The organism is Paenibacillus dendrobii (genome assembly GCF_009807035.1).
Taxonomy (GTDB): Bacteria; Bacillota; Bacilli; order Paenibacillales; family Paenibacillaceae; genus Paenibacillus_AQ; species Paenibacillus_AQ dendrobii.
The window spans coordinates 2,766,312-2,785,934 of the sequence record NZ_WUBI01000001.1 but is presented as its reverse complement, the minus strand read 5'-3'; the positions used below and the strand labels follow the sequence as shown (position 1 = coordinate 2,785,934).

Below are 19,623 nucleotides of genomic sequence, written 5' to 3'. Positions count from 1 at the left end.
GATACTATCGATTACCTTAACTTTCGACAATTAGCGGTTATTTTCAAATAAGCTGCATGTTTTGCGTGCATTGCGGTTAATGGATAAGGACTATGACGAGGGGGACTTGGCTATTCTAAGGAACGGATTCAGCAGCCGGTCTACTCCGAACAGCGCGAGGCCATACAGGAGGTGTCCGGCGAGCCACCAGGCAAAAGCCGGCATATCTCCGGGCGAAGGCACACGGTCTGATAAGAATGCCAGCGGAAAAAACAGCAGCGCGGACAAGATTCCCAAAACAATTGCGCTTCTGAACGGGCGTGGCCTACGGCTGATCATGATCCAACCGGCATATAGCAGTCCGATCACGAGCGACACGATCAGATGCAAGGCAAATTCGATCCATTCAGGCATGACTGAAGGCAGGAAGCTCACAAAGTCAACATTCAGCAGCAGCCGGTAGACCAGATATCCGGTGCTCCGCTCAACTAGCAACAGAAAGAGGCCGAGCATGATACCGCCGACCAGTCCGCAGAGAAGCCCCTGGAGCCAAAAGGCGGGTGATGAGGCGAGATGTTTGAGACGAATACCCAAGAGGACACCTCCGATGCGTATTTGGTGCGCCACAAAAAAATTGTGACAAATTATGTAGAGTGCGCCTGAAAATACTTCCAGAATGGGACCGCTTTAAATAGCGGCAGATTACGTTTTTCTGTCAATTTGAATCCTGCCAAATCTTGCCGCATAATGACCTTCCCGGGAGGGAATGGTGATAAAGGATATGGAAAAGAAGAGAGCCAAGTGTTACAATAAGTCAAAATGAAACATTCAAGCGGAGCTTCTTCATAATCCGCAAGCAGGAGAAGGCTTTTCGTGCTTTCTTTTGGTTTCATTGTAGTTGATTTCACCAGGATTATGAAGCAGCATCGCTGCCGCATTTAAATTTCCCAGAATACTTTAGGAGGATAAACATGACTGACAAGAATCAAGCGATCGACAAGAAAGAAAATTCGACCATCGACAATCTTTCGATCACCACCATCCGTACTTTGGCTATTGATGCCATCGAAAAGGCGAATTCCGGACATCCCGGCATGCCAATGGGTTCAGCCCCAATGGGTTATCAATTGTTCGCCAAAACGATGAACCACAATCCGGAAAATCCGACATGGATCAACCGTGACCGTTTCGTATTGTCCGCAGGACATGGCTCCATGCTGTTGTACAGCTTGCTGCACCTGAGCGGTTATGATCTGCCAATGGAAGAGCTGAAACAGTTCCGTCAGTGGGGAAGCTTGACTCCAGGTCACCCTGAATTCGGACATACCGCTGGCGTCGACGCAACGACCGGACCTCTGGGTCAAGGGATTGCGATGGCTGTGGGTATGGCTATGGCTGAAACTCAGCTGGGTGCAACATATAACAAAGATCAATTCCAAGTCGTTGATCACTACACATACGCGATTTGCGGCGACGGCGACCTGATGGAAGGCATCTCTTCTGAAGCAGCTTCCCTTGCAGGCCACCTGAAGCTTGGCAAATTGATTACACTATATGATTCCAATGACATTTCCCTGGATGGCGAGTTGAACCTCTCATTCTCTGAAAATGTTCAAAAGCGCTTTGAAGCTTATGGCTGGCAAGTGCTGCGCGTAGAAGACGGAAACGATCTTCCTGCCATCGAAAAAGCGATCGCTGAAGCGCAAGCAGAAACCGAAAAACCAACCCTGATCGAAGTTAAAACCATCATTGGCTACGGCAGCCCAAACAAACAAGGCAAAGGCGGCCATGGCGGTACGCACGGCTCTCCGCTGGGTTCAGACGAAGCCAAACTGACCAAAGAAAACTACAACTGGGTATACGAAGAAGATTTCTACGTTCCGGATGAAGTGCGTGCGCATTTCGCGAAAGTGAAAGAGCATGGCGTCCAAGTGAACAAAGAATGGGACGAACAATACGCAGCTTACAAGAAAGCTTACCCTGAGCTTGCAGCTCAATTCGATAAAGCCGTTGCCGGCGATCTTGCTGAAGGCTGGGATGCTGATCTTCCGAAATACAGCACCGAAGACAAAGCGGTATCCACGCGCGTGGCTTCCGGTAACGCTCTGAACGGTCTTATTCACAATGTGCCGCAGTTGATGGGCGGTTCTGCCGACCTTGAAAGCTCTACAATGACTCATTTGAAAGGATTGTCCAACTTTACACCGCAAAGCCGCGAAGGCCGCAACATTTACTTCGGCGTACGTGAGTTTGGCATGGCAGCAGCGATGAACGGCATGATGCTTCATGGCGGCGTGAAAGTATTCGGCGGTACATTCTTCGTATTCACCGACTACCTGCGTCCGGCCGTACGCCTGGCTTCCATCATGAAACTGCCTGTGACTTATGTACTGACACATGACAGTATCGCCGTTGGCGAAGACGGTCCAACCCATGAACCGATTGAACAGCTCGCTTCCCTGCGCATCATTCCAGGCCTGACCGTGATTCGTCCGGCAGACGGCAATGAAACCTCCGCAGCATGGGCTTATGCTGTAGAGAACAAAGCGAACCCGGTAGCCCTGGTTCTTACACGTCAAAACCTGCCAATCCTGGCCGGAACGGTTGACGGCGCTAGAGAAGGCATTAAACGCGGTGCATATGTGGTATCCGATGCGAAGAACGGCAAACCGGTTGCCCAAATTATCGCTACAGGCTCCGAGGTTCAACTGGCTGTCAAAGCTCAGGAAGAACTCGCCAAAGAAGGCGTTGAAGTTCGCGTTATCAGCATGCCGAGCTGGGATTTGTTCGAGAAACAAGACAAAGCTTACAAGGATTCCGTCATCCTGCCAGACGTGAAAGCCCGTCTTGCCATTGAAATGGCACAAACCTTCGGTTGGGAACGTTATGTCGGCGATCAAGGCGACATTCTTGGCATCACGACTTTCGGTGCTTCCGCCCCTGGCGACACCGTCATTAAAGAATACGGATTTACGGTGGAAAACGTCGTTAGCCGCGTCAAAGCGCTGCTCTAGGACGTTAACCCCTGCATAGATCAAGTTCCAGAAGATGAGGAGCAGTGAGTATTCATGTCGCAATTGAAGAATGCAACCATTGTCAAAGCAGCAAATATTTATTATGACGGTCAGGTTACCAGCCGGACCGTCATCCAGGAAGATGGAAGCAAGGTCACGCTTGGCATTATGCTCCCCGGCACTTATGAATTCGGTACAGATGGTCCGGAAATCATGGAAATTCTCTCTGGTCAACTTAAAGTTCTTTTGCCTGGAGAAGATACCTGGCAAGAAATAAACGGATCAGCCACATTCCATGTGCCTGCCCGTTCCAAATTTGCTCTGGAAGTGTTCAGCGTAACGGATTACTGCTGCTCCTATCCGGCGGAATGATGATCATCCGCAAAGACGCCTTGAGCTTCGGCTCCCGGCTTGCTTTGCTGGATTCCCCTGAAAAATGGATACATGAAAAAGGGTAAGATTGCCTGCTCGGCAATCTTACCCTTCTTATCATTCATGCGCGAAGGCATGCATAGTTTAGGCGTCTATACGTTACACTTATTTGAGCGGCTTGCCGCCGATCGTTTGACCGATCCAGCCTTCATAGCATTTAACGACGGCAGAGAGATCTTCATCTCCGAGCCCTTGGGTTTGGCCGGCCTGGAACAGGTTTTTGGTCAGATCGAGCAGCGGACTTGGAATCCCGGCGCCATCGGTCATGGAGGAAGCAAGCTTGAGGTCCTTCAGCATCAGAGCCAGTGAAAACTGGTTGCTGAAGTCTGCTTCAATAATTTTGCGTCCTTTGAGATCGGCAGCCTTACTGCCTGCGGAACCGAGCTGAACCAGCTCAAGGAAGCTGTCTGCAGGAATACCGGACTTGGTGGCAATCGCAAAGCCTTCGGCCAGAGCCACGTTATTGATGCCGACCATCGTGTTATGCGCCAGCTTGGCTACCGAACCGCTGCCGTTGGGGCCCATATGGATAACCTTTTTACCCATGGTGTCAAAAATCTCGGCCGAGCTTTCGACAACAGAGGCATCACCACCGACCATAAACACAAGTGTTCCGTCTATAGCCGCAGGTTTACTGCCGGTTACCGGCGCGTCAAGGAAATCGGCGCCCTTCTCCTGAATGGATGCAGCGAGTTCTTTGACAAGTCCCGGAGAAATGGTGCTGGAATCAATGACCGTCATCCCTTTTTCGAGCGAATTCAAGATGCCGTCTGCTCCGTAGTACACTTCGCGGATGGAGTCGTCATTGCTGATCATCGTGATGATAACGTCGCGGCCGGCGGCAGCTTCACGCGGAGTTGCGGCTGATGCTGCACCTTCGGCAACCAGGGGTTCGCATTTGGATGCTGTGCGGTTGTATACGGTGACTTCGTAGCCCTTTTCTAGCAGTTTGGAAGCCATTGGCGCTCCCATGGTTCCAAGTCCGATAAAAGATATTTTTTTCATGTGATCACCTTTTCTATGAGTTGTGAGGATACGCACTGCACCCTTAAATATGGGTTTGTGTGAATCCCGAAAATTAGAAGCTTCGTCTATTTTAAGATATCAGAAAGTATAACCTTTTGGGAAATGCATTCTGCTATTGGAAGAAAAACTTCTGCTAAAAGCGTTATGTCTTCTGTGAAAGTACAGCGACAGACGTTTTTCCTACCATGAGGCCAGCCCGCACAATACGAAGAGTCGCTTCCAAGAAACGCCTTTTCCGTGCTTGCTAGTCGCATGAAATTACAGTATCCTATTCTAAAGCTATTTTTTCGGAGTGTAGAGTAGAGATGAAACCAGGAGGTACAGACAGATGTCTAACCCATTGAAATTTGATTACAGTAAAGCCCTTGAATTCATCAACCAGCATGAAGTGGATTATTTCGCAGAACCGATCAAGCTTGCTCATGAGCAGCTGCATAACCAAACCGGTGCAGGTTCCGACTATCTCGGATGGATCGATCTGCCTAGCGCATATGATAAAGAAGAGTTTGCGCGGATTCAAAAGGCAGCAGCCAAAATCCAAAGCGACTCGGATGTTCTAATCGTCATCGGAATCGGCGGTTCTTACCTTGGCGCTCGTGCAGCCATCGAAGCCCTGTCGCATTCCTTCTATAACTACCTGCCGAAGGACAAGCGTAAAACGCCTGAAATTTACTTCGCCGGCAACAACATCAGCTCAACTTACGTAACACATTTGCTTGATCTGGTGGAAGGCAAGGATTTCTCCGTGAACGTCATATCCAAATCGGGTACAACGACAGAGCCAGCGATCGCATTCCGTATTTTCCGCGCAGCACTGGAGAAGAAGTACGGTAAGGAAGAAGCGAAAAAACGCATCTACGCCACAACGGACAAGGAAAAAGGAGCCCTCAAAAAGCTCGCGACCGAAGAAGGTTATGAGTCCTTTATCATTCCGGATGATGTAGGCGGGCGTTATTCCGTATTGACAGCAGTAGGTCTTCTGCCAATCGCTACAGCAGGAATCAGCATTGACGACATGATGAAGGGTGCGGCAGACGCCGCTAAGGAATTCAGCAACCCGAACGTTGCCGAAAACCAGGCATATCAGTATGCTGCCGTTCGTAATGCGCTGTACCGCAAAGGCAAAGCCATTGAAATCCTCGTTAACTATGAGCCATCTCTGCACTATGTGTCTGAATGGTGGAAGCAGCTTTTCGGCGAAAGCGAAGGCAAGGATTACAAAGGCATTTATCCGGCTTCCGTTGATTTCTCCACGGACTTGCACTCCATGGGGCAATTTATCCAGGAAGGCAGCCGGAACATTTTCGAGACTATCATTCAAGTCGACAAGGCTTCTCATGAAATCACCATCGAAAGCGATCCGGATGATCTGGACGGCCTAAATTTCTTGGCTGGCAAGACGATGGATTTCGTGAATAAAAAAGCGTTCCAAGGAACGATGCTGGCCCACACCGACGGACAGGTTCCAAACCTGATTGTCACGGTGCCGGATATGACACCATATTCATTCGGATACCTGGTTTATTTCTTTGAAAAAGCTTGCGGCATCAGCGGTTATCTGTCGGGCGTGAATCCATTCGATCAGCCGGGCGTTGAAGCGTACAAGAAAAATATGTTCGCATTGCTGGGCAAGCCAGGCTACGAGAAGGAAAAAGCGGATTTGGAAGCCAGACTTTCTGAATAACTAAACATCTTACGTATTAACATAAGACAGAAGGAAGCAGTTCACCGGTTGGATGATCACACGGGGGACTGCTTTCTTTCCAATCAGGGAAAGGGTTATAGGAATGATAGAACGTTACCGTACGGTTCGAAAAAGTGGAGAAAAAGAAATCGTGATTAAAAAATCGCGTTTTATCGGACATATCAAGCCGGTCGAAAGCGAGGACGATGCAAACGCTTTTATTGAGGACATCCGGAAAAAGCACTGGAATGCCACGCATAATTGCTTTGCCTATATGATTGGCGAACGTGACGAGATCCAGAAACAGTCGGATGATGGTGAACCTAGCGGAACGGCGGGAAAGCCGATTCTTGAGGTGATCCGGAATCAGGGTCTGAAGAATGTGGCGATCGTGGTCACCCGTTATTTTGGCGGGATTATGCTGGGTGCCGGTGGTCTGATTCGCGCCTATGCGGATGGGGCCGTAGCAGCAATTGAGTCGGGTGAAGCGATTACACGTGTACTTCACCGTCAAATTTTTGTAGAATTAGAATATACATGGTTAGGCAAGGTTGAAAATGAGCTACGCAGCCGTGAGGTACGCATGGGGGAAACGAGCTTTACTGACAAGGTAATGCTGGAATGCCTGCCGCTCGATGCGGAGGTACAGGAGTTCATGTCGTGGATGGTGGATCTGACTCAGGGGCAGTCCCTGATTACGGAGGGTGAGCAGCTTTATTTTATTGAAGGGGAATAAAGTCTATGGCAAGAAGAGCAGTGGAACAGGAGTTATCCAGGGAGAGGATTCTGGAAGCAGCCAGGCATTTGTTCGTCACAAAAGGCTACAGGGCCATCTCCATGCGCAGTATCGGTCAGCATTTAGGTTATAGTCATGGTTCCTTGTATTATCATTTTAAGGAAAAGGCGGAGCTGTTTTACGCCATAGTCGTAGAGGATTTCAATAATCTTGCGGTCCAGCTGAATAAGGTCATCAAGGCATCTCCTGTTCAGGATTTAAGTAAAGTAGAGCAGTTGATGATTGAATTTATCCGCTTCGGACTGGATCATCCGTACCAGTATGAAATTATGTTCATGATCCGGGACGAGGAGCTGTTGTCCTACTGCCGGACGGAACAGGGGCGCTGTTTGGATTTGTTTGCTTCCATCGTGCGCCGTTATATGAACGAAGAAACGCACGGTCAGGAATTCTGCCGGAATCTTCCGCTCACGCTATTTTTGTCTATGCACGGATTTATCTCTTACTACATACAGGATCGGGTTACTTTTGAGGAGGTCAAACCTGCAGCACTAAAGCATGTGAAAATATGTTGTGAAGGCTTACGGTAGCCATGTGGATATCGAAAAGCAAACTTCAAGCTGTCTATTCCCGATTTCGCGAGGATAATGCAACGAAAAACATATTGTACAACGTGGGGGTAGAGGATAGATGCTGGTCTCACGCTAGACATGCACTTTATAGCGTTGAATTGGTATTGCGTAAAAGCGTGCTGCTGTTTGGAAGGTGAAGGGGTTAGGCAAACTTGCCTGAACCCCGACGCCTGTTTTGTTTTGTTGAAGCCTCTCCGTTGCATAAGATTAGCCCTGCATGATCTTCACATGAAATTGTCTGCGGCGGGGACCGTCGAACTCGCAAAAATAAATGCCCTGCCAGCGCCCAAGCAGGAGCTCGCCTTCGCTGATGATGACCGTTTGAGACGGACCGCAGGTGATTGACTTCAAGTGGGAAGCGGTGTTGCCCTCGGCATGCCGGTATTTGGGGTGCTTCCAAGGATAGACCTCATCCAAACGCATCAATACATCCCTTTTGACGTCCGGATCAGCGTTTTCGTTAATTGCGATCCCCGCTGTCGTATGCGGGCAGTAAATAAGTACAGTTCCTTCCCTGACACCGCTTTTATGTACGAGTGATATGATGTCACGGGTAACATCCCTCATTTCATCCCGGCCGGTTGTGGCCAAATCCAGTGTGTGCAGCATGCTCAATCTCCTCTCTTTGCTTTTCGCTTTTTGATAACATTCATCCTGTTTCTGAAATTACATCTGGTGGAGTTATTTTCTAAATAAAAACGCTAATATATGTATACCCCATTTATACGGAATTTTCCGCAAAGAACAGAGTGATTCATTTTAACTTATATATTGACGATTGAATACAGTTTTTGGTAAAGTATCACTTAAGTGAAAAACCAAGTATACAAATAGGAATTAATTTGATTGTAAGATTAAATGCCTATTTTAGCAATGTTGAAATGATGTATGATCGGAGTTCAGGAAGGCGGGGAGAAGCCGTATGAATACACTGCTGCGTCATAAGGGCTGGACATGGGGGTTTCGGAGCACCCTTCTGCTATATTTTGTGCTGCTTGTCATTCTTCCGTTGCTAGGCGTCTACTATCATTCCTTCTCGGAAGGCTGGCGCTTGTTTGTGGACAGCGTGACGGATCCCATCGCTTGGAAGGCGGTACTGTTGACCGTCCGATTGGCGCTTACCGCGGCGATTGTGAATATGCTGATCGGCACGATGATCGGGTGGGTACTGGTACGATGTCGTTTTCCGGGAAGGTCGCTGCTAAATAGTCTGGTAGATTTGCCCTTCGCATTGCCGACAGCTGTAGGCGGACTGATGATCCTGCTGCTGCTCGGACCCGTGAGCTGGGTCGGTAAAGTTGCAAGTGCCTTCGGGTTTGAAATTGTATTCCATTCCCCAGCGATTATTATCGCGATGGTGTTCGTGACTTTTCCGTTTGTCATTCGCGCGGTACAGCCGCTGCTGGAGGAGATTGATCCGTCCGAGGAAGAAGCGGCAAGAACGCTGGGTGCGTCTGGTCCTAAGGTCTTCTTCCAAGTGGTTCTTCCTTCGATGCTGCCAGGTATTCTAAGCGGAGGGATGCTCGCCTTCTCTAGGGCGCTGGCCGAGTTTGGAGCGGTAGTGCTGGTTGCCGGGAATATTCCGGGCCGGACGCTGGTCGCTTCGGTGTATATATATGGCGAGGTTGAAAGTGATAATACGGCGGGAGCAGCGGCGGTGTCCGTGATTCTGTTAACGCTCTCCTTTGGCATTCTATGGGTCGTGAACTGGGTACAAACACGGGGGAAAAACCAATGAACAAGCTCTGGATCGCACTAACCTATGCTGTATTTACCGTACTTCTGATTATCCCGCTCTGTAAAATGACGTTGGCTGCGTTCAGCGGAGGGCTCGGCGAGCTGGGGGCGGCGTTATCCCGGCCGGAGGCTCTGCATGCTTTTATGATGACGGCTTTAGTCGTCGTGACCGTCACCCTTCTGAATACGCTGCTAGGGATGATGACGGCGGTCTATCTGGTGCGGGGCACATGGATGAGCCGGGGGCTTCGGCGACTCTTAAATAGCATTGTTGATCTGCCATATGCCGTATCACCTGTCATTGGCGGTCTCATGATTGTGCTGTTGCTTGGTCCGGGAAGTGCCGCCGGAACATTTTTCGAGCATATCGGATTTAAAATCGTCTATGCGTTCCCTGGGATGGTGATTGCGACGCTGTTCGTGACCTTTCCGCTGATGGTCCGTGAAGTGATGCCTGTGCTGCAGGAGATAGGCACTCAGCAGGAAGAAGCAGCCTCCACGCTCGGAGCGTACAGTTGGACGACATTCTGGAAGGTCACCTGGCCTTCGATCCGCTGGGCGGTCATCTATGGTGTGGTCTTAACCATTGCCCGCGCGCTTGGCGAGTTTGGCGCGGTCTTGGTGGTCTCCGGCAATATCATTAACCGTACCCAAACCGCGACGACGTTAATTTACCAGGATGTCGAGAATTTTAACGTAACTTCGGCGAATGGGGCAGCCCTGGTACTCGCGGCGTTCTCCATAGGACTTATGCTGATGATGGAATGGGCGAAAAAAAGAAGGGGAGTGCACTGATATGCATATTGAGGTTCGCGGTTTAAACAAGCATTTTGGCGATTTTCACGCCGTCAAGGATGTCAGCTTTGATATTGCAAAAGGCCATCTGATCGGGCTTCTGGGGCCGAGCGGCGGTGGGAAAACCTCCGTCCTGCGGATGCTTGCGGGTCTTGAGCAGCCGAATGCCGGAGAAATCCGTTTCCATGGCGAACTGGTCAACCATTTGCTGCCTCAGGAGCGGGGAATCGGTTTTGTTTTTCAGAACTATGCGTTGTTCAAGCATATGACGGTATTCGATAATATTGCTTTTGGCCTGAAGGTGAAAAAGGTCTCGAAGCCGGCGCTGAAAGAACGTGTTATGGAGCTGGTGGAGCTGACCGGTCTCTCGGGTTTTGAGAAACGATATCCCCATCAGTTGTCCGGCGGGCAGCGCCAGCGGGTTGCTTTTGCCCGGGCGCTCGCCCCTGAACCTCAGCTCTTGCTGCTGGATGAGCCATTCGCCGCCATTGACGCTAAGATCAGGCAGGAGCTGCGCTCTTGGCTGCGTGAGTTGATTGAGCGCGTGGGTATTACCTCGATTTTCGTGACCCATGATCAGGATGAGGCCATTGAGGTCGCCGATGAGATTATGATTATGAACCAGGGGCGTCTGGAGCAGAAGGGAACGCCTTGGGATATCTATAAGGAGCCGACGACGCCGTTTGTCGCTTCGTTTATCGGAGAATCGACGATGATCGATGACGTCTCCGAATTGAAGGGCTTTGAGGAAGCGGGAACCGAGACAAAGACGCGTGCGTTAATCCGTCCGGAGTATATTGAAGTGGGAGATGCCCATGAATTCAAAATGCTGTCGGTGACGGAGGAAGGAATCGTGCACCGTCTGCATTTTCGTGGAAGCGAGTGGATGGTGGAAGTGGAAGTCGGCAGCCATAAGTTGATGACTTACCGTTCACTGGAGAAGCCTGCGTTGACGCCGGGTCAGAAGGTAAGGGTGCTGGTGCACCGGGCATACCTGTTCAATCATGAGCGGAGCTGGATGGAGGAGAATCGGCTGAAGGTCGATCCGATGCCAGTGATTATTTAAATGAATCGGAAGAACAATCCGTACACGGAGCGGTCCGTGAGAAAGGTTCATTGTTTAAATAAGGAGGAAGCGCATATGAAACGATCCTTTAGCCGATTAAGAATGTATATGGTGAGTATGGCCTGCTTCCTTCTGCTGTTTGCGGGCATCCTGTCAGGGTGCAGCCGGGAGTCTGGCAATGAAGCTAGCGCTGCCGCTGCCAATGGCAAGGAGGTTACGTTGGTCATCGGAGCATACAGCATCGCCAAGGACGCGCTCGCAGACATTTTGCCGAAGTTCCAGCAGGAATGGAAGGCGAAGACCGGACAAACGGTCAAATTCCAGGAATCCTATGAAGCATCCGGAACGCAGGCACGGGCAATCATTGGGGGATTTGAAGCGGATGTGACGCTGCTCGCGATGGAAGGCGATGTGGATAAGCTGGTCAAGGCAGGACTCGTTAAGAAACAGTGGCGGGATACGGCGGATCAAGGCATGATCACGCGCTCCATTGTCGTGCTGGGGACCCGTGAGGGGAATCCGCTTGGCATACGCGACTTTGAAGATTTAACCAAACCGGGCGTCAAGGTGCTCTACCCGAATCCGCAAACATCGGGCGGCGCTCAGTGGGATATCAATGCAATCTATGGTGCTGGACTCAAGCTGTCCGAGAAACAAGGAGAGAAGAATCCGGCTTACGCCAAAGCTTTTCTGGAAAAGGTGCACCGGAACGTCGAGTCGCTGGACAAGAGCGGGAGAGCGTCTATGGCGGCTTTTGAGTACGGCGTCGGTGACGTCGTGGTGACATATGAGAACGAACTGCTGGCGCGCATCAAGCAGGGCAAGAAGTATGACGTAGTCATTCCCGAATACACGATCAAGATCGAGAACCCCGCTGCAGTCGTCGATCAGTATGCTGATCAGCATGGAACTCGCAAGGTAGCCGAGGCCTTTGTTGAATATCTCCGGGAAAAAGAAGCGCAGACGGTGTTTGCCGATTACGGGTTCCGCCCGGTGAATGAAGAGGTGCTTCAGGCCAATGAAAGCCGCTTCAAAGTTCCTGTTGGGCAATTCGATATTTCCTATTTGGGCGGCTGGGATCAAGTCCGTAAAACCCTGTACTCCAAAAAAGGGATATGGTATCAGGTTCTCGCCGGATTGTAAGCTCAGCTAAACATCGTTTAAGTCAGAGGGCAAAGGAACTGAACGGACGGAAAGTGACTAATCAGGGCGCGATAGGGGCCGAATAAGCTTTAGCACAAGGATTTGTCCAATGTGGCAGGTCCTGTTTTTGTTGCGCGGCTTTTGCTGGACTGAAGGGGGCGAGCACTTGTCATCGCTGCGTGATACAATAAATCACGGAAGATTCGGGTTATTGGTAAAGGAGGTACATTCCTATCCATGAATATTCGAGAATGGGAAGAGCGGGACACGGACGAGATGGTCGAGTTATTTTATCATACGGTTCATATGGTGAACAGCCGCGACTATTCTCTGGAGCAGCTGAATGCATGGGCGGACCTGGCCGAGAAGGGTGAACGAAAAATAGCGTGGCTCTTGTCGTTTCGAGGCCGGATCGCGTATGTGGCCGAGGATGATGGAATCATCGCGGGCTTTGTGGATATGACATCTGAGGGATACGTCGACCGGCTTTATGTGCATCAAGCGTATCAGAGAAGAGGGGTTGCTTCCGCTCTCCTTGGCAAGGTGGAGAGGGAAGCCCGGAACCTCCAGATCGGAAGGCTTTGGACCGAGGCAAGTGTGACCGCCAAAGCTTTTTTCGAACGGAAGGGTTACTGCGTCACGGAAGAGCAGCGTGTATTGCGCAAGGGAATCCCGTTGACCAACTACGTGATGATAAAAACACTGAATATATAACGCCAATAGGATGCTGAGGAGGGAAGATCGTTATGGATTCACTTGTTTTCTTGGGGACCGGCGATGCGATGGGGGTGCCTCGCGTCTACTGTGAATGTGATGTATGCACGGAAGCAAGGACCACAGGAAGCAATCGCCGTCTGCGCTCGTTGGTGATGGTCCAGGCAAAGGAAGGCGATTTTCTGATCGATTGCGGCCCGGATTGGCGCAGCCAGATGGAAGCCAGGGGACTTCGTTTTGCGGAAAAGATTTTGGTCACGCATGACCATTTCGATCACATTGGCGGACTTCCCGAGTGGGCGGATGCCTGCCGGTGGCTTGGACGAAAAGGGGAGCTGTACGCTCCGCAGGAAGTCATCGATACCATCTTGAAGCAGTTCCCGTGGTTGGCGAGGCATATGAAAATAACGGCCGTGGATGATGGAATCATGCTTGGAGGTTGGGTGGTCTCCGGCTGGAAGGTTTGTCATGGTTACAACGGATATTCTTACGCCTACCGCCTGGAGAAGAATGGGTACCGATGGGTATACTGTTCCGATTCGATCGGCTTGAACGAGGAAGAGAAGAAGCCGCTGCATGATTTGGATCTGCTGGTGCTGGGTACAAGCTTTTATCACGAAACGGCCGAATACTCGGCGCGCTCGGTATATGACATGCAGGAAGCAGCCCTGCTGCTTAACGAGGTGAGGCCGGCAAAAACCGTCTATACGCATATGTCTCATAACGTCGACGTGAATGCGGATTATCCGCTGCCGCCGAACGTAGTGCTGGCACGAACCGGGATGAAGGTTCAATTGGGATGATCGTAGAATCGAGGACGGGTTATATGAAAGACAGCCGAAGAGGTACAGGCATGGAAACCTGCTCTCCGGCTTTCTTTTTTGTGAAGAAATGAATAGAACCTTTTTTTATCGGAGTAATCTAAGCGTCTAGGCGTTCAAAACAAACTTTTCAATGGCGACCTTCACGCCGTCCTCGTTATTGCTGAGGGTGACATAGCCCGCAATATCCTTCAGCGCTTGAATGGCGTTGCCCATGGCTACGCCGAGACCTGCGGCTTCGAGCATTTCATGGTCATTCCAAGAGTCGCCAAGGGCCATGGTCTCAGCCATATCGACGCCAAAATGATTCGCCAGGAAGGTCAGGGCATGTCCCTTGGTACCTTCATTGTGCATGAACTCCAGGAAATGAGGTTTGGACTTGGTGATGTGCACTTCACTGCCAAGCAGCTCGCGCAGTACCGGAGCAATCTCGTCCAAATAATCAGGATCATCAATGATGAGCATTTTCGGCGTTTTTTGAGCAATCAACTTTTCGAAGTTAGGCTCAATATAATAAGGCGTACGGTTCAGTTCGCTATAGTCCTTGAGTTTTTGATTCTCTTCTCGTGCATACAGCTTATCATCGATATACACCTGCAGATGAAGGTCATGCTCAATACAGTATTCGAACAGCTTGTGTGCTGCGTCTTTAGGCACATAACGTTCATAAAGCACTTTTTCATCCATGAGATTCTTGATCAGTGCACCCTGGTATGTAATGATCGGAACGTTCAATCCGGTCTGGCGGGCTATCTTCTGGGCGGAAGCGTAAGCACGGCCGGTGGCCAGTGTTACCACGACGTCCTTGGCTACGGCTTGCTCCAGAGCCTGCTGCGTCGCAGGGGTAACTTCCTTGTCGTCGTTGATCAGCGTATCATCGATGTCGATGGCAATCAGTTTGTACATGGTTGTCTCTCTCCCTTGTTTCTCTAATGTATGGTCATTCTATTGTACCGTACGGGGCGCAGATTTCAATTCGGCCAGAATCATGCCCGTAAAAATACATAAGCAGCCGATACTCGCCATGATTCCTAACTTTTCTCCACCAAACCACAGGCCGGTAAGTGCGGCGAAGACCGGTTCCATCGCAAAAATGACGGCTACCCGGGAAGGGCTGGTGTACTTTTGGCATACGGTCTGAATCCAGAACGCAAATGCGCTTGTAGGACCGATGGAAACGAGAAGTGCCCACAGTACCTCCGGTTGCACAAGCCGATCCATAGTTTGCGCAATGGGACCCAAGTCTTCGAACAGCAAGGAGCCGATGCAACTGAGAACGCCGACGACGGCCATTTGCAGCGCAGCCAGCGGCAATGCGGCGTACTGTGGTGCGAAAATGCCGGTATAAGCGATATGAAGGGCAAATGCGATCGCACACAGGAATACAAGAAAGTCCCCTTTGTTAAATACAAGCGTCGAGCCTGCAAAGGTCAGCAGATATAATCCGCCAGCCGCCAGCAGCGCACTCAGCCAGGTGAAACGCGAAATCGGATGCTTGAGCAGGATTAGAGCGAGAAATGGGACCAAGACCACCGATAATCCAGTAATAAAGCCTGTGTTGGAAGTCGTGGTATACAGCAGGCCTACCGTTTGAAAAGCATAACCCAAAAATAAAAAAAGGCCCAGCAGGCAGGAATGCAGCAGCATCCGGCGGTTGATGGCCCGCCACTGGCCGCGGTAAAAAACGGTGATGATCAAAGCCAGCAAAATCGCTGCGCCTATGAAGCGGATGCCGTTAAAGGCAAGCGGAGGCAGCACTTTGACCGCATGCTGCACGATGAGAAAAGTGCATCCCCACATCATGGCAACGATGAGCAGGCTGAGATCGGCAATACGTGAGCGGTTCAATGAGGTCATTCCTTTCAATGGTGAGAAAAAATTCGACAACATCCCACAAGCAAGTGACCAAATTGTATCGCAAATCGGGAAAGTGGACAAGGAAATATGCTTAGCTGACACCTGACGTGAATGAGCAAACCTGCTATAATGTGGGTGAAACGGAGTTGATCATATGGCCAAGAAAAAAAGACAGGAAGCGGCCGTAAAGCCGCAGGCGGCGGATAAGCCGGCAACCCTGAAGGATCTTCTTAGCAGCGATGTTCTGAACAAGCTGAAGCAGCAATCGGAGGAACTAAAGGCTGAGGAGCAGCAGAAGAAGGAAGCCCAGCTCAAAAAAGCGGAGGAAGAGCGCAAAGCCGAGCAAAAACGGCGCGACAACGACTTCGAATATCTGCTGGAGAACAGCGGCATGGACTGGAAAAAATTCAAATAACATGGGGGTTTGACGAACCCGCATAACTTGTAAAATATGTTGCAAGCCAAAAAGCTGCCTTGAAGGCAGCTTTTTTATATGGCATTTGCTCAATGCCGTCATGACGGCGCAAGCGTCAGTAAATGCCGAGTTAGATGTTGCGAAATTCTGTTAGCTGCCGAGAAAATAAGGGCTGAATTTCTGGAACGTATCCAATTCCTGGCGTGTCAGATCTTTCATTTTGGTAACTGCGGAATCAGCAGGGGTATACCGGAAAATTTTCATCTGATCCGACCCTTGTTCACCGATAAAGCTGATGCTTTGGCCGTCTTTGCTCCACATGATGCAGGCCATGCTGATATAGCCGGTGAAATCTTTTTCTGTAGGAACTTTAGTAAGCTTCTTTTGGTCTATATCATAGGTGCACAGCCATAAGCTGGCATCTTCGCCACAGCTGAACGCAAGCTTGCGTTCTTCCGGCGACCAGGCAAAAGTTGTCGTGATGTCAGCTTGCTGAGCTTGGTTCTTTTTCAATTCATCTACAAGGGATACCCATGTTCCGTCATTAAGGTTGATGATAAAAGTTTGGGGAATCCCCAGGTGATAAGAGGCTTCAATGGCGAGATAGGATTCATCAGCGGAAAGAGCAGCGGAAGTCATTCCGCTCGGCTGAGGATCTAGCTTCAGATCGAAGCGTTGATCTTTTTTTTCAATCGTTGCAGTACGAACGGTCGGTGATCCCTTTGATGTGCCCAGACTGGCTGTTAGCTTTACGCTGCCCTGCTGCCATACAATATGGTCTTTATCCAATTTTGTAGTTATCGGTTTGTCGTTCAGGTAGTATTGGGAAAGCTCCATGGGGTTCGTGAACTTTTGACTTTCATGGCCTTCAGTGTTCTTAACGGCCTCTGTGTTATTGTTATCCGAATCATCACCGTTTGCCAAAGTTTCCGACTTGGACGGCATTTCAGGCGGCTGGACAGAGGTTGATTTATTTTCACCTCCGCAAGCAGTTAACGAGAGCATTAACGCAAACAGGACCGAAATGCTAAGCATACGTTTCATTATATGGCTCCTCTGTTTTTATATAATGATTAGACGGCAGGGGAGAAGGATAGGTTTCGGTGAATTGAACATTTTTTCCTGAAAATGGATTGTTAATACAAGAAAAAGAGAGGCCCATGTTTGTTATGGCCTCTCTAGTGCGATTCGGACCCTTCAGAAGAATGCTATTCCTCCAAAAATACCAGCCCGATGAAATCATCCATCTCGATGTTGCCGAAGTAATGCTTGATGTCCACGTCCGGCAAAGCCTCGCGAACCTCAGACTCCTCGTAGCGCTTGCCTCGCAGCTTGTCTTCGATATCTGCTACATCGCCCACGCCGAAGAAGTCGCCGTAGATTTTAATATCCTGAATGCGCGCATCCTTGATGTCCATGCGAATATCGATAATGCCCACGGGGAAACGCTTGGTATGCTTGACGTTGGATTCGGGCGATTGCCCATAGTTCCACTCCCAGTTTTGGTAGCGCTCCTTGGAAATTTCATGAATTTTCTCCCAATCGGTTTCGGTCAGATGATATTGCGGCACGTCCTGGGGATTCATGTTGAAAATCGCGCGGAGCAGCTCGGAGCGGAATTCCTCAATCGTCATGCTGCCATCCATCAAATCGCTGATATTCGCAACGCGGCTGCGCACGGACTTGGTGCTCTTGGATTTGAATTTCTCCGGATTGGCGTTCAGGGAAGCTTGTACATCATCCAGATTCAGGTTGAACATCAGCGTACCGTGGCTGAACATGCGTCCCCGGGTCGCGAACTGGGCGTTACCGGAAATTTTTTGCTCGCCAACCTGAAGATCATTGCGTCCGCTCAGTTCGGCATTCACGCCCATGCTGCGCAGCGCATCGATTACCGGCTGGGTAAACTTCAGGAAATTATGGAACGACTGGCCGTCATCCTTCGTAATAAAGCTGAAGTTCAGGTTGCCAAGGTCGTGATAAACCGCTCCGCCGCCGGAAAGACGGCGCACGATTTGAATATTGTTATCTTTGACGTACTCCTGGTTAATCTCTTCAATGGTGTTCTGATGCTTGCCAATAATAATGGAAGGACGGTTGATATAAAACAGCAGGTAGCTATCCTCTTCCATCGGCAGGTGCTTCAGCGTGAATTCCTCGATGGCCAGGTTGATGGCCGGATCCGTAATGCCTTGATTATCAATAAACAGCATGGCTTGATTCCTCCGTTTAAGGGCCTGTTTAATAGTGTTGTTGCTCTGTTTTGATTGAACAAAGGCCTAGTTTCCATCCTAAGCCATGCGGCTGTTTCGAAGGAATGGAGACTTGTTTCATTCGTTCATTCTATCCTATTGTAAACCAATCGATTGCAAGAAACAAAATAGAATTTGCATTGACGGAGCCGAAAAATTGGCGCAATAATGGATTCAATCATGACTTTTGTTACGTTAGACAGGAGGAATAGCACTGATGCTGGAAAGATACGGTCATGGCGGGGATTTGGAGAGTGCTGCCGAGGCATACGGCCGGAGCGGCTTTTTGGATTTCAGCGCCAACATCAATCCGCTCGGGCCGCCTCCCGGTGTGATGGAGCAGCTGGAGCAAGCGCTGCCGTCCATTATCCGTTATCCGGATCCGGGACATCGCGCTTTGAAGGAAAAGCTTGGTGCCCGATTAGGATTGGATCCTGGTCAGCTGTGCATAGGCAATGGGGCGGCGGAATGTATGGCTTTGATATTACTTGGGCTGCATCCCCGGAAGGTCGGCATCGTGGAGCCTTGCTTTTCGGAGTATAGGCAGCTGTCGGAGCAGTTCGGCGCACAGGTCCAGTCCGTGTTTGGCACCCGGGCACATGGCTGGCGGGCAGATGCAGCAGAGATTGAGGGGCTCCTTAAGTCCGTGGATCTTCTATTCATCGGACAGCCCAACAATCCAAACGGAATCCAGTATGATCTGCGCATGTTGCGTCATCTGGCTGGCGAAGCCGAGCGCAGCGGTACATATTTGGTGATAGATGAGGCTTTTATTGATTTTATTCCTGAAGGCAGGAGGCAGTCGCTGATTCAGGAGCTGGACCAATTTCCGCATACGATTCTGGTTCGTTCCATGACCAAATTCTACGCGATTCCGGGACTGCGTCTTGGCTATGCCGCTGCCCATCCGGATCTGGTGAAGGCCATGACGGGCAAGCAGGTGACGTGGAGCGTCAACGGACTGGCCCTCCTGGCCGGGGAAGCATGTTTGAACAGCGGCGAAAGCTACGAGAAGGACACGATTGGATTGATCACGGAGCAGAGGAGCCTGCTTACTGGGGGACTGCGAAATCTGGGTTGTGATGTCAGCGAGGGAGAAGCCAATTTCTTGCTATCGGGACTTCCGTCTCCGTGGACGGCAGAACGCATGCAGACCGAGATGGGCCGCAGGGGGGTGCTGATCCGCAGCTGTGCCATGTATCCCGGACTTGGGGAAGAGTACATTCGTGTCGCCGTTAAGGCGGGGGAAGCGAATGAACAGTTGCTGAAGGTTATGGCCGAGGTTTTGGGTAGCCGGGATGCCTTCTAAAAGGAAGTATG

20 protein-coding genes are annotated in these 19,623 nt (G+C 50.3%); 13 read left to right on the top strand and 7 right to left on the bottom strand.

What is annotated here, in order from left to right; translation table 11 throughout:
• Positions 1-90: 90 nt before the first annotated feature.
• The gene (locus GRF59_RS12215) at positions 91-573 is read right to left on the bottom strand and encodes a hypothetical protein (RefSeq protein ID WP_202128549.1); all 483 of its coding nucleotides are present in this window, start codon (positions 571-573) and stop codon (positions 91-93) included.
• Between the two features lie 377 nt (positions 574-950).
• Here GRF59_RS12215 and tkt point away from each other — a divergent pair, with 377 nt between their 5' ends.
• Together tkt and ppnP are read left to right on the top strand one after the other, a co-directional pair.
• Positions 951-2,993 carry a transketolase gene (gene tkt / locus GRF59_RS12210; RefSeq protein ID WP_160497809.1) on the top strand — a complete coding sequence of 681 codons (2,043 nt, stop codon included), beginning with the start codon at positions 951-953 and terminating at the stop codon, positions 2,991-2,993.
• A 54-nt stretch (positions 2,994-3,047) separates the two neighbouring features.
• A complete protein-coding gene (ppnP, locus tag GRF59_RS12205) occupies positions 3,048-3,365 on the top strand; it encodes a pyrimidine/purine nucleoside phosphorylase (protein ID WP_127606979.1) in 318 nt (105 codons plus the stop codon).
• A gap of 165 nt (positions 3,366-3,530) precedes the next feature.
• Here ppnP and GRF59_RS12200 read toward each other — a convergent pair whose 3' ends face one another.
• On the bottom strand, positions 3,531-4,430 hold the full coding sequence (locus tag GRF59_RS12200) for an NAD(P)-dependent oxidoreductase (protein ID WP_160497808.1): 900 nt from the start codon (positions 4,428-4,430) through the stop codon (positions 3,531-3,533).
• A gap of 349 nt (positions 4,431-4,779) precedes the next feature.
• On the opposite strand from GRF59_RS12200, the gene GRF59_RS12195 reads away from it, so the two are divergent.
• The 3 genes from GRF59_RS12195 (at position 4,780) to GRF59_RS12185 (ending at position 7,461) form a co-directional block, all read left to right on the top strand.
• Positions 4,780-6,135, top strand: a complete 1,356-nt coding sequence (locus tag GRF59_RS12195) for a glucose-6-phosphate isomerase (protein WP_160497807.1) — start codon at positions 4,780-4,782, stop codon at positions 6,133-6,135.
• A 103-nt stretch (positions 6,136-6,238) separates the two neighbouring features.
• A complete protein-coding gene (locus GRF59_RS12190) occupies positions 6,239-6,871 on the top strand; it encodes a YigZ family protein (RefSeq protein ID WP_160497806.1) in 633 nt (210 codons plus the stop codon).
• 5 nt (positions 6,872-6,876) lie between these two features.
• Entirely contained in the window at positions 6,877-7,461 is a 585-nt protein-coding gene (locus GRF59_RS12185) for a TetR/AcrR family transcriptional regulator (protein WP_160497805.1), read from the top strand.
• Positions 7,462-7,710: 249 nt separating this feature from the next.
• On the opposite strand, the gene GRF59_RS12180 is transcribed toward GRF59_RS12185, so the two are convergent.
• A complete protein-coding gene (locus tag GRF59_RS12180) occupies positions 7,711-8,112 on the bottom strand; it encodes a secondary thiamine-phosphate synthase enzyme YjbQ (protein ID WP_160497804.1) in 402 nt (133 codons plus the stop codon).
• 313 nt (positions 8,113-8,425) lie between these two features.
• Here GRF59_RS12180 and cysT point away from each other — a divergent pair, with 313 nt between their 5' ends.
• The 6 genes from cysT to GRF59_RS12150 all read left to right on the top strand — a co-directional run bounded on the left by cysT (position 8,426) and on the right by GRF59_RS12150 (position 13,761).
• Positions 8,426-9,241 (top strand): sulfate ABC transporter permease subunit CysT, encoded by an 816-nt coding sequence (cysT, locus tag GRF59_RS12175; protein WP_160497803.1) that lies wholly within the window; start codon positions 8,426-8,428, stop codon positions 9,239-9,241.
• Positions 9,238-10,035, top strand: coding sequence for a sulfate ABC transporter permease subunit (locus GRF59_RS12170; RefSeq protein WP_160497802.1), 798 nt, complete (start codon positions 9,238-9,240; stop codon positions 10,033-10,035). The genes cysT and GRF59_RS12170 overlap by 4 nt, the downstream gene beginning before the upstream one ends.
• A 1-nt stretch (position 10,036) precedes the next feature.
• A complete protein-coding gene (locus tag GRF59_RS12165) occupies positions 10,037-11,101 on the top strand; it encodes a sulfate/molybdate ABC transporter ATP-binding protein (protein ID WP_160497801.1) in 1,065 nt (354 codons plus the stop codon).
• Positions 11,102-11,176: 75 nt separating this feature from the next.
• Positions 11,177-12,244 carry a sulfate ABC transporter substrate-binding protein gene (locus GRF59_RS12160; protein WP_160497800.1) on the top strand — a complete coding sequence of 356 codons (1,068 nt, stop codon included), beginning with the start codon at positions 11,177-11,179 and terminating at the stop codon, positions 12,242-12,244.
• A 237-nt stretch (positions 12,245-12,481) separates the two neighbouring features.
• The gene (locus GRF59_RS12155) at positions 12,482-12,958 is read left to right on the top strand and encodes a GNAT family N-acetyltransferase (protein ID WP_160497799.1); all 477 of its coding nucleotides are present in this window, start codon (positions 12,482-12,484) and stop codon (positions 12,956-12,958) included.
• A gap of 32 nt (positions 12,959-12,990) precedes the next feature.
• Positions 12,991-13,761, top strand: coding sequence for an MBL fold metallo-hydrolase (locus tag GRF59_RS12150; RefSeq protein ID WP_160497798.1), 771 nt, complete (start codon positions 12,991-12,993; stop codon positions 13,759-13,761).
• Positions 13,762-13,887: 126 nt separating this feature from the next.
• Here the strand turns inward: GRF59_RS12150 and GRF59_RS12145 are convergent, their stop codons facing one another.
• On the bottom strand, positions 13,888-14,685 hold the full coding sequence (locus GRF59_RS12145) for a Cof-type HAD-IIB family hydrolase (RefSeq protein WP_160497797.1): 798 nt from the start codon (positions 14,683-14,685) through the stop codon (positions 13,888-13,890).
• 39 nt (positions 14,686-14,724) lie between these two features.
• Positions 14,725-15,627 (bottom strand): DMT family transporter, encoded by a 903-nt coding sequence (locus GRF59_RS12140; protein ID WP_160497796.1) that lies wholly within the window; start codon positions 15,625-15,627, stop codon positions 14,725-14,727.
• Between the two features lie 163 nt (positions 15,628-15,790).
• On the opposite strand from GRF59_RS12140, the gene GRF59_RS12135 reads away from it, so the two are divergent.
• Positions 15,791-16,051: a YqkE family protein gene (locus GRF59_RS12135; protein WP_160497795.1), complete on the top strand. Its 261-nt coding sequence runs from the start codon at positions 15,791-15,793 to the stop codon at positions 16,049-16,051.
• 150 nt (positions 16,052-16,201) lie between these two features.
• Here GRF59_RS12135 and GRF59_RS12130 read toward each other — a convergent pair whose 3' ends face one another.
• Positions 16,202-17,095, bottom strand: coding sequence for a TolB-like translocation protein (locus GRF59_RS12130; RefSeq protein WP_160497794.1), 894 nt, complete (start codon positions 17,093-17,095; stop codon positions 16,202-16,204).
• Between the two features lie 164 nt (positions 17,096-17,259).
• A complete protein-coding gene (gene lplA, locus GRF59_RS12125) occupies positions 17,260-18,264 on the bottom strand; it encodes a lipoate--protein ligase (RefSeq protein WP_160497793.1) in 1,005 nt (334 codons plus the stop codon).
• Positions 18,265-18,520: 256 nt separating this feature from the next.
• Here lplA and GRF59_RS12120 point away from each other — a divergent pair, with 256 nt between their 5' ends.
• Complete coding sequence (locus tag GRF59_RS12120) at positions 18,521-19,612, top strand: pyridoxal phosphate-dependent aminotransferase (RefSeq protein ID WP_160497792.1); 1,092 nt, start codon at positions 18,521-18,523, stop codon at positions 19,610-19,612.
• Positions 19,613-19,623: the final 11 nt, after the last annotated feature.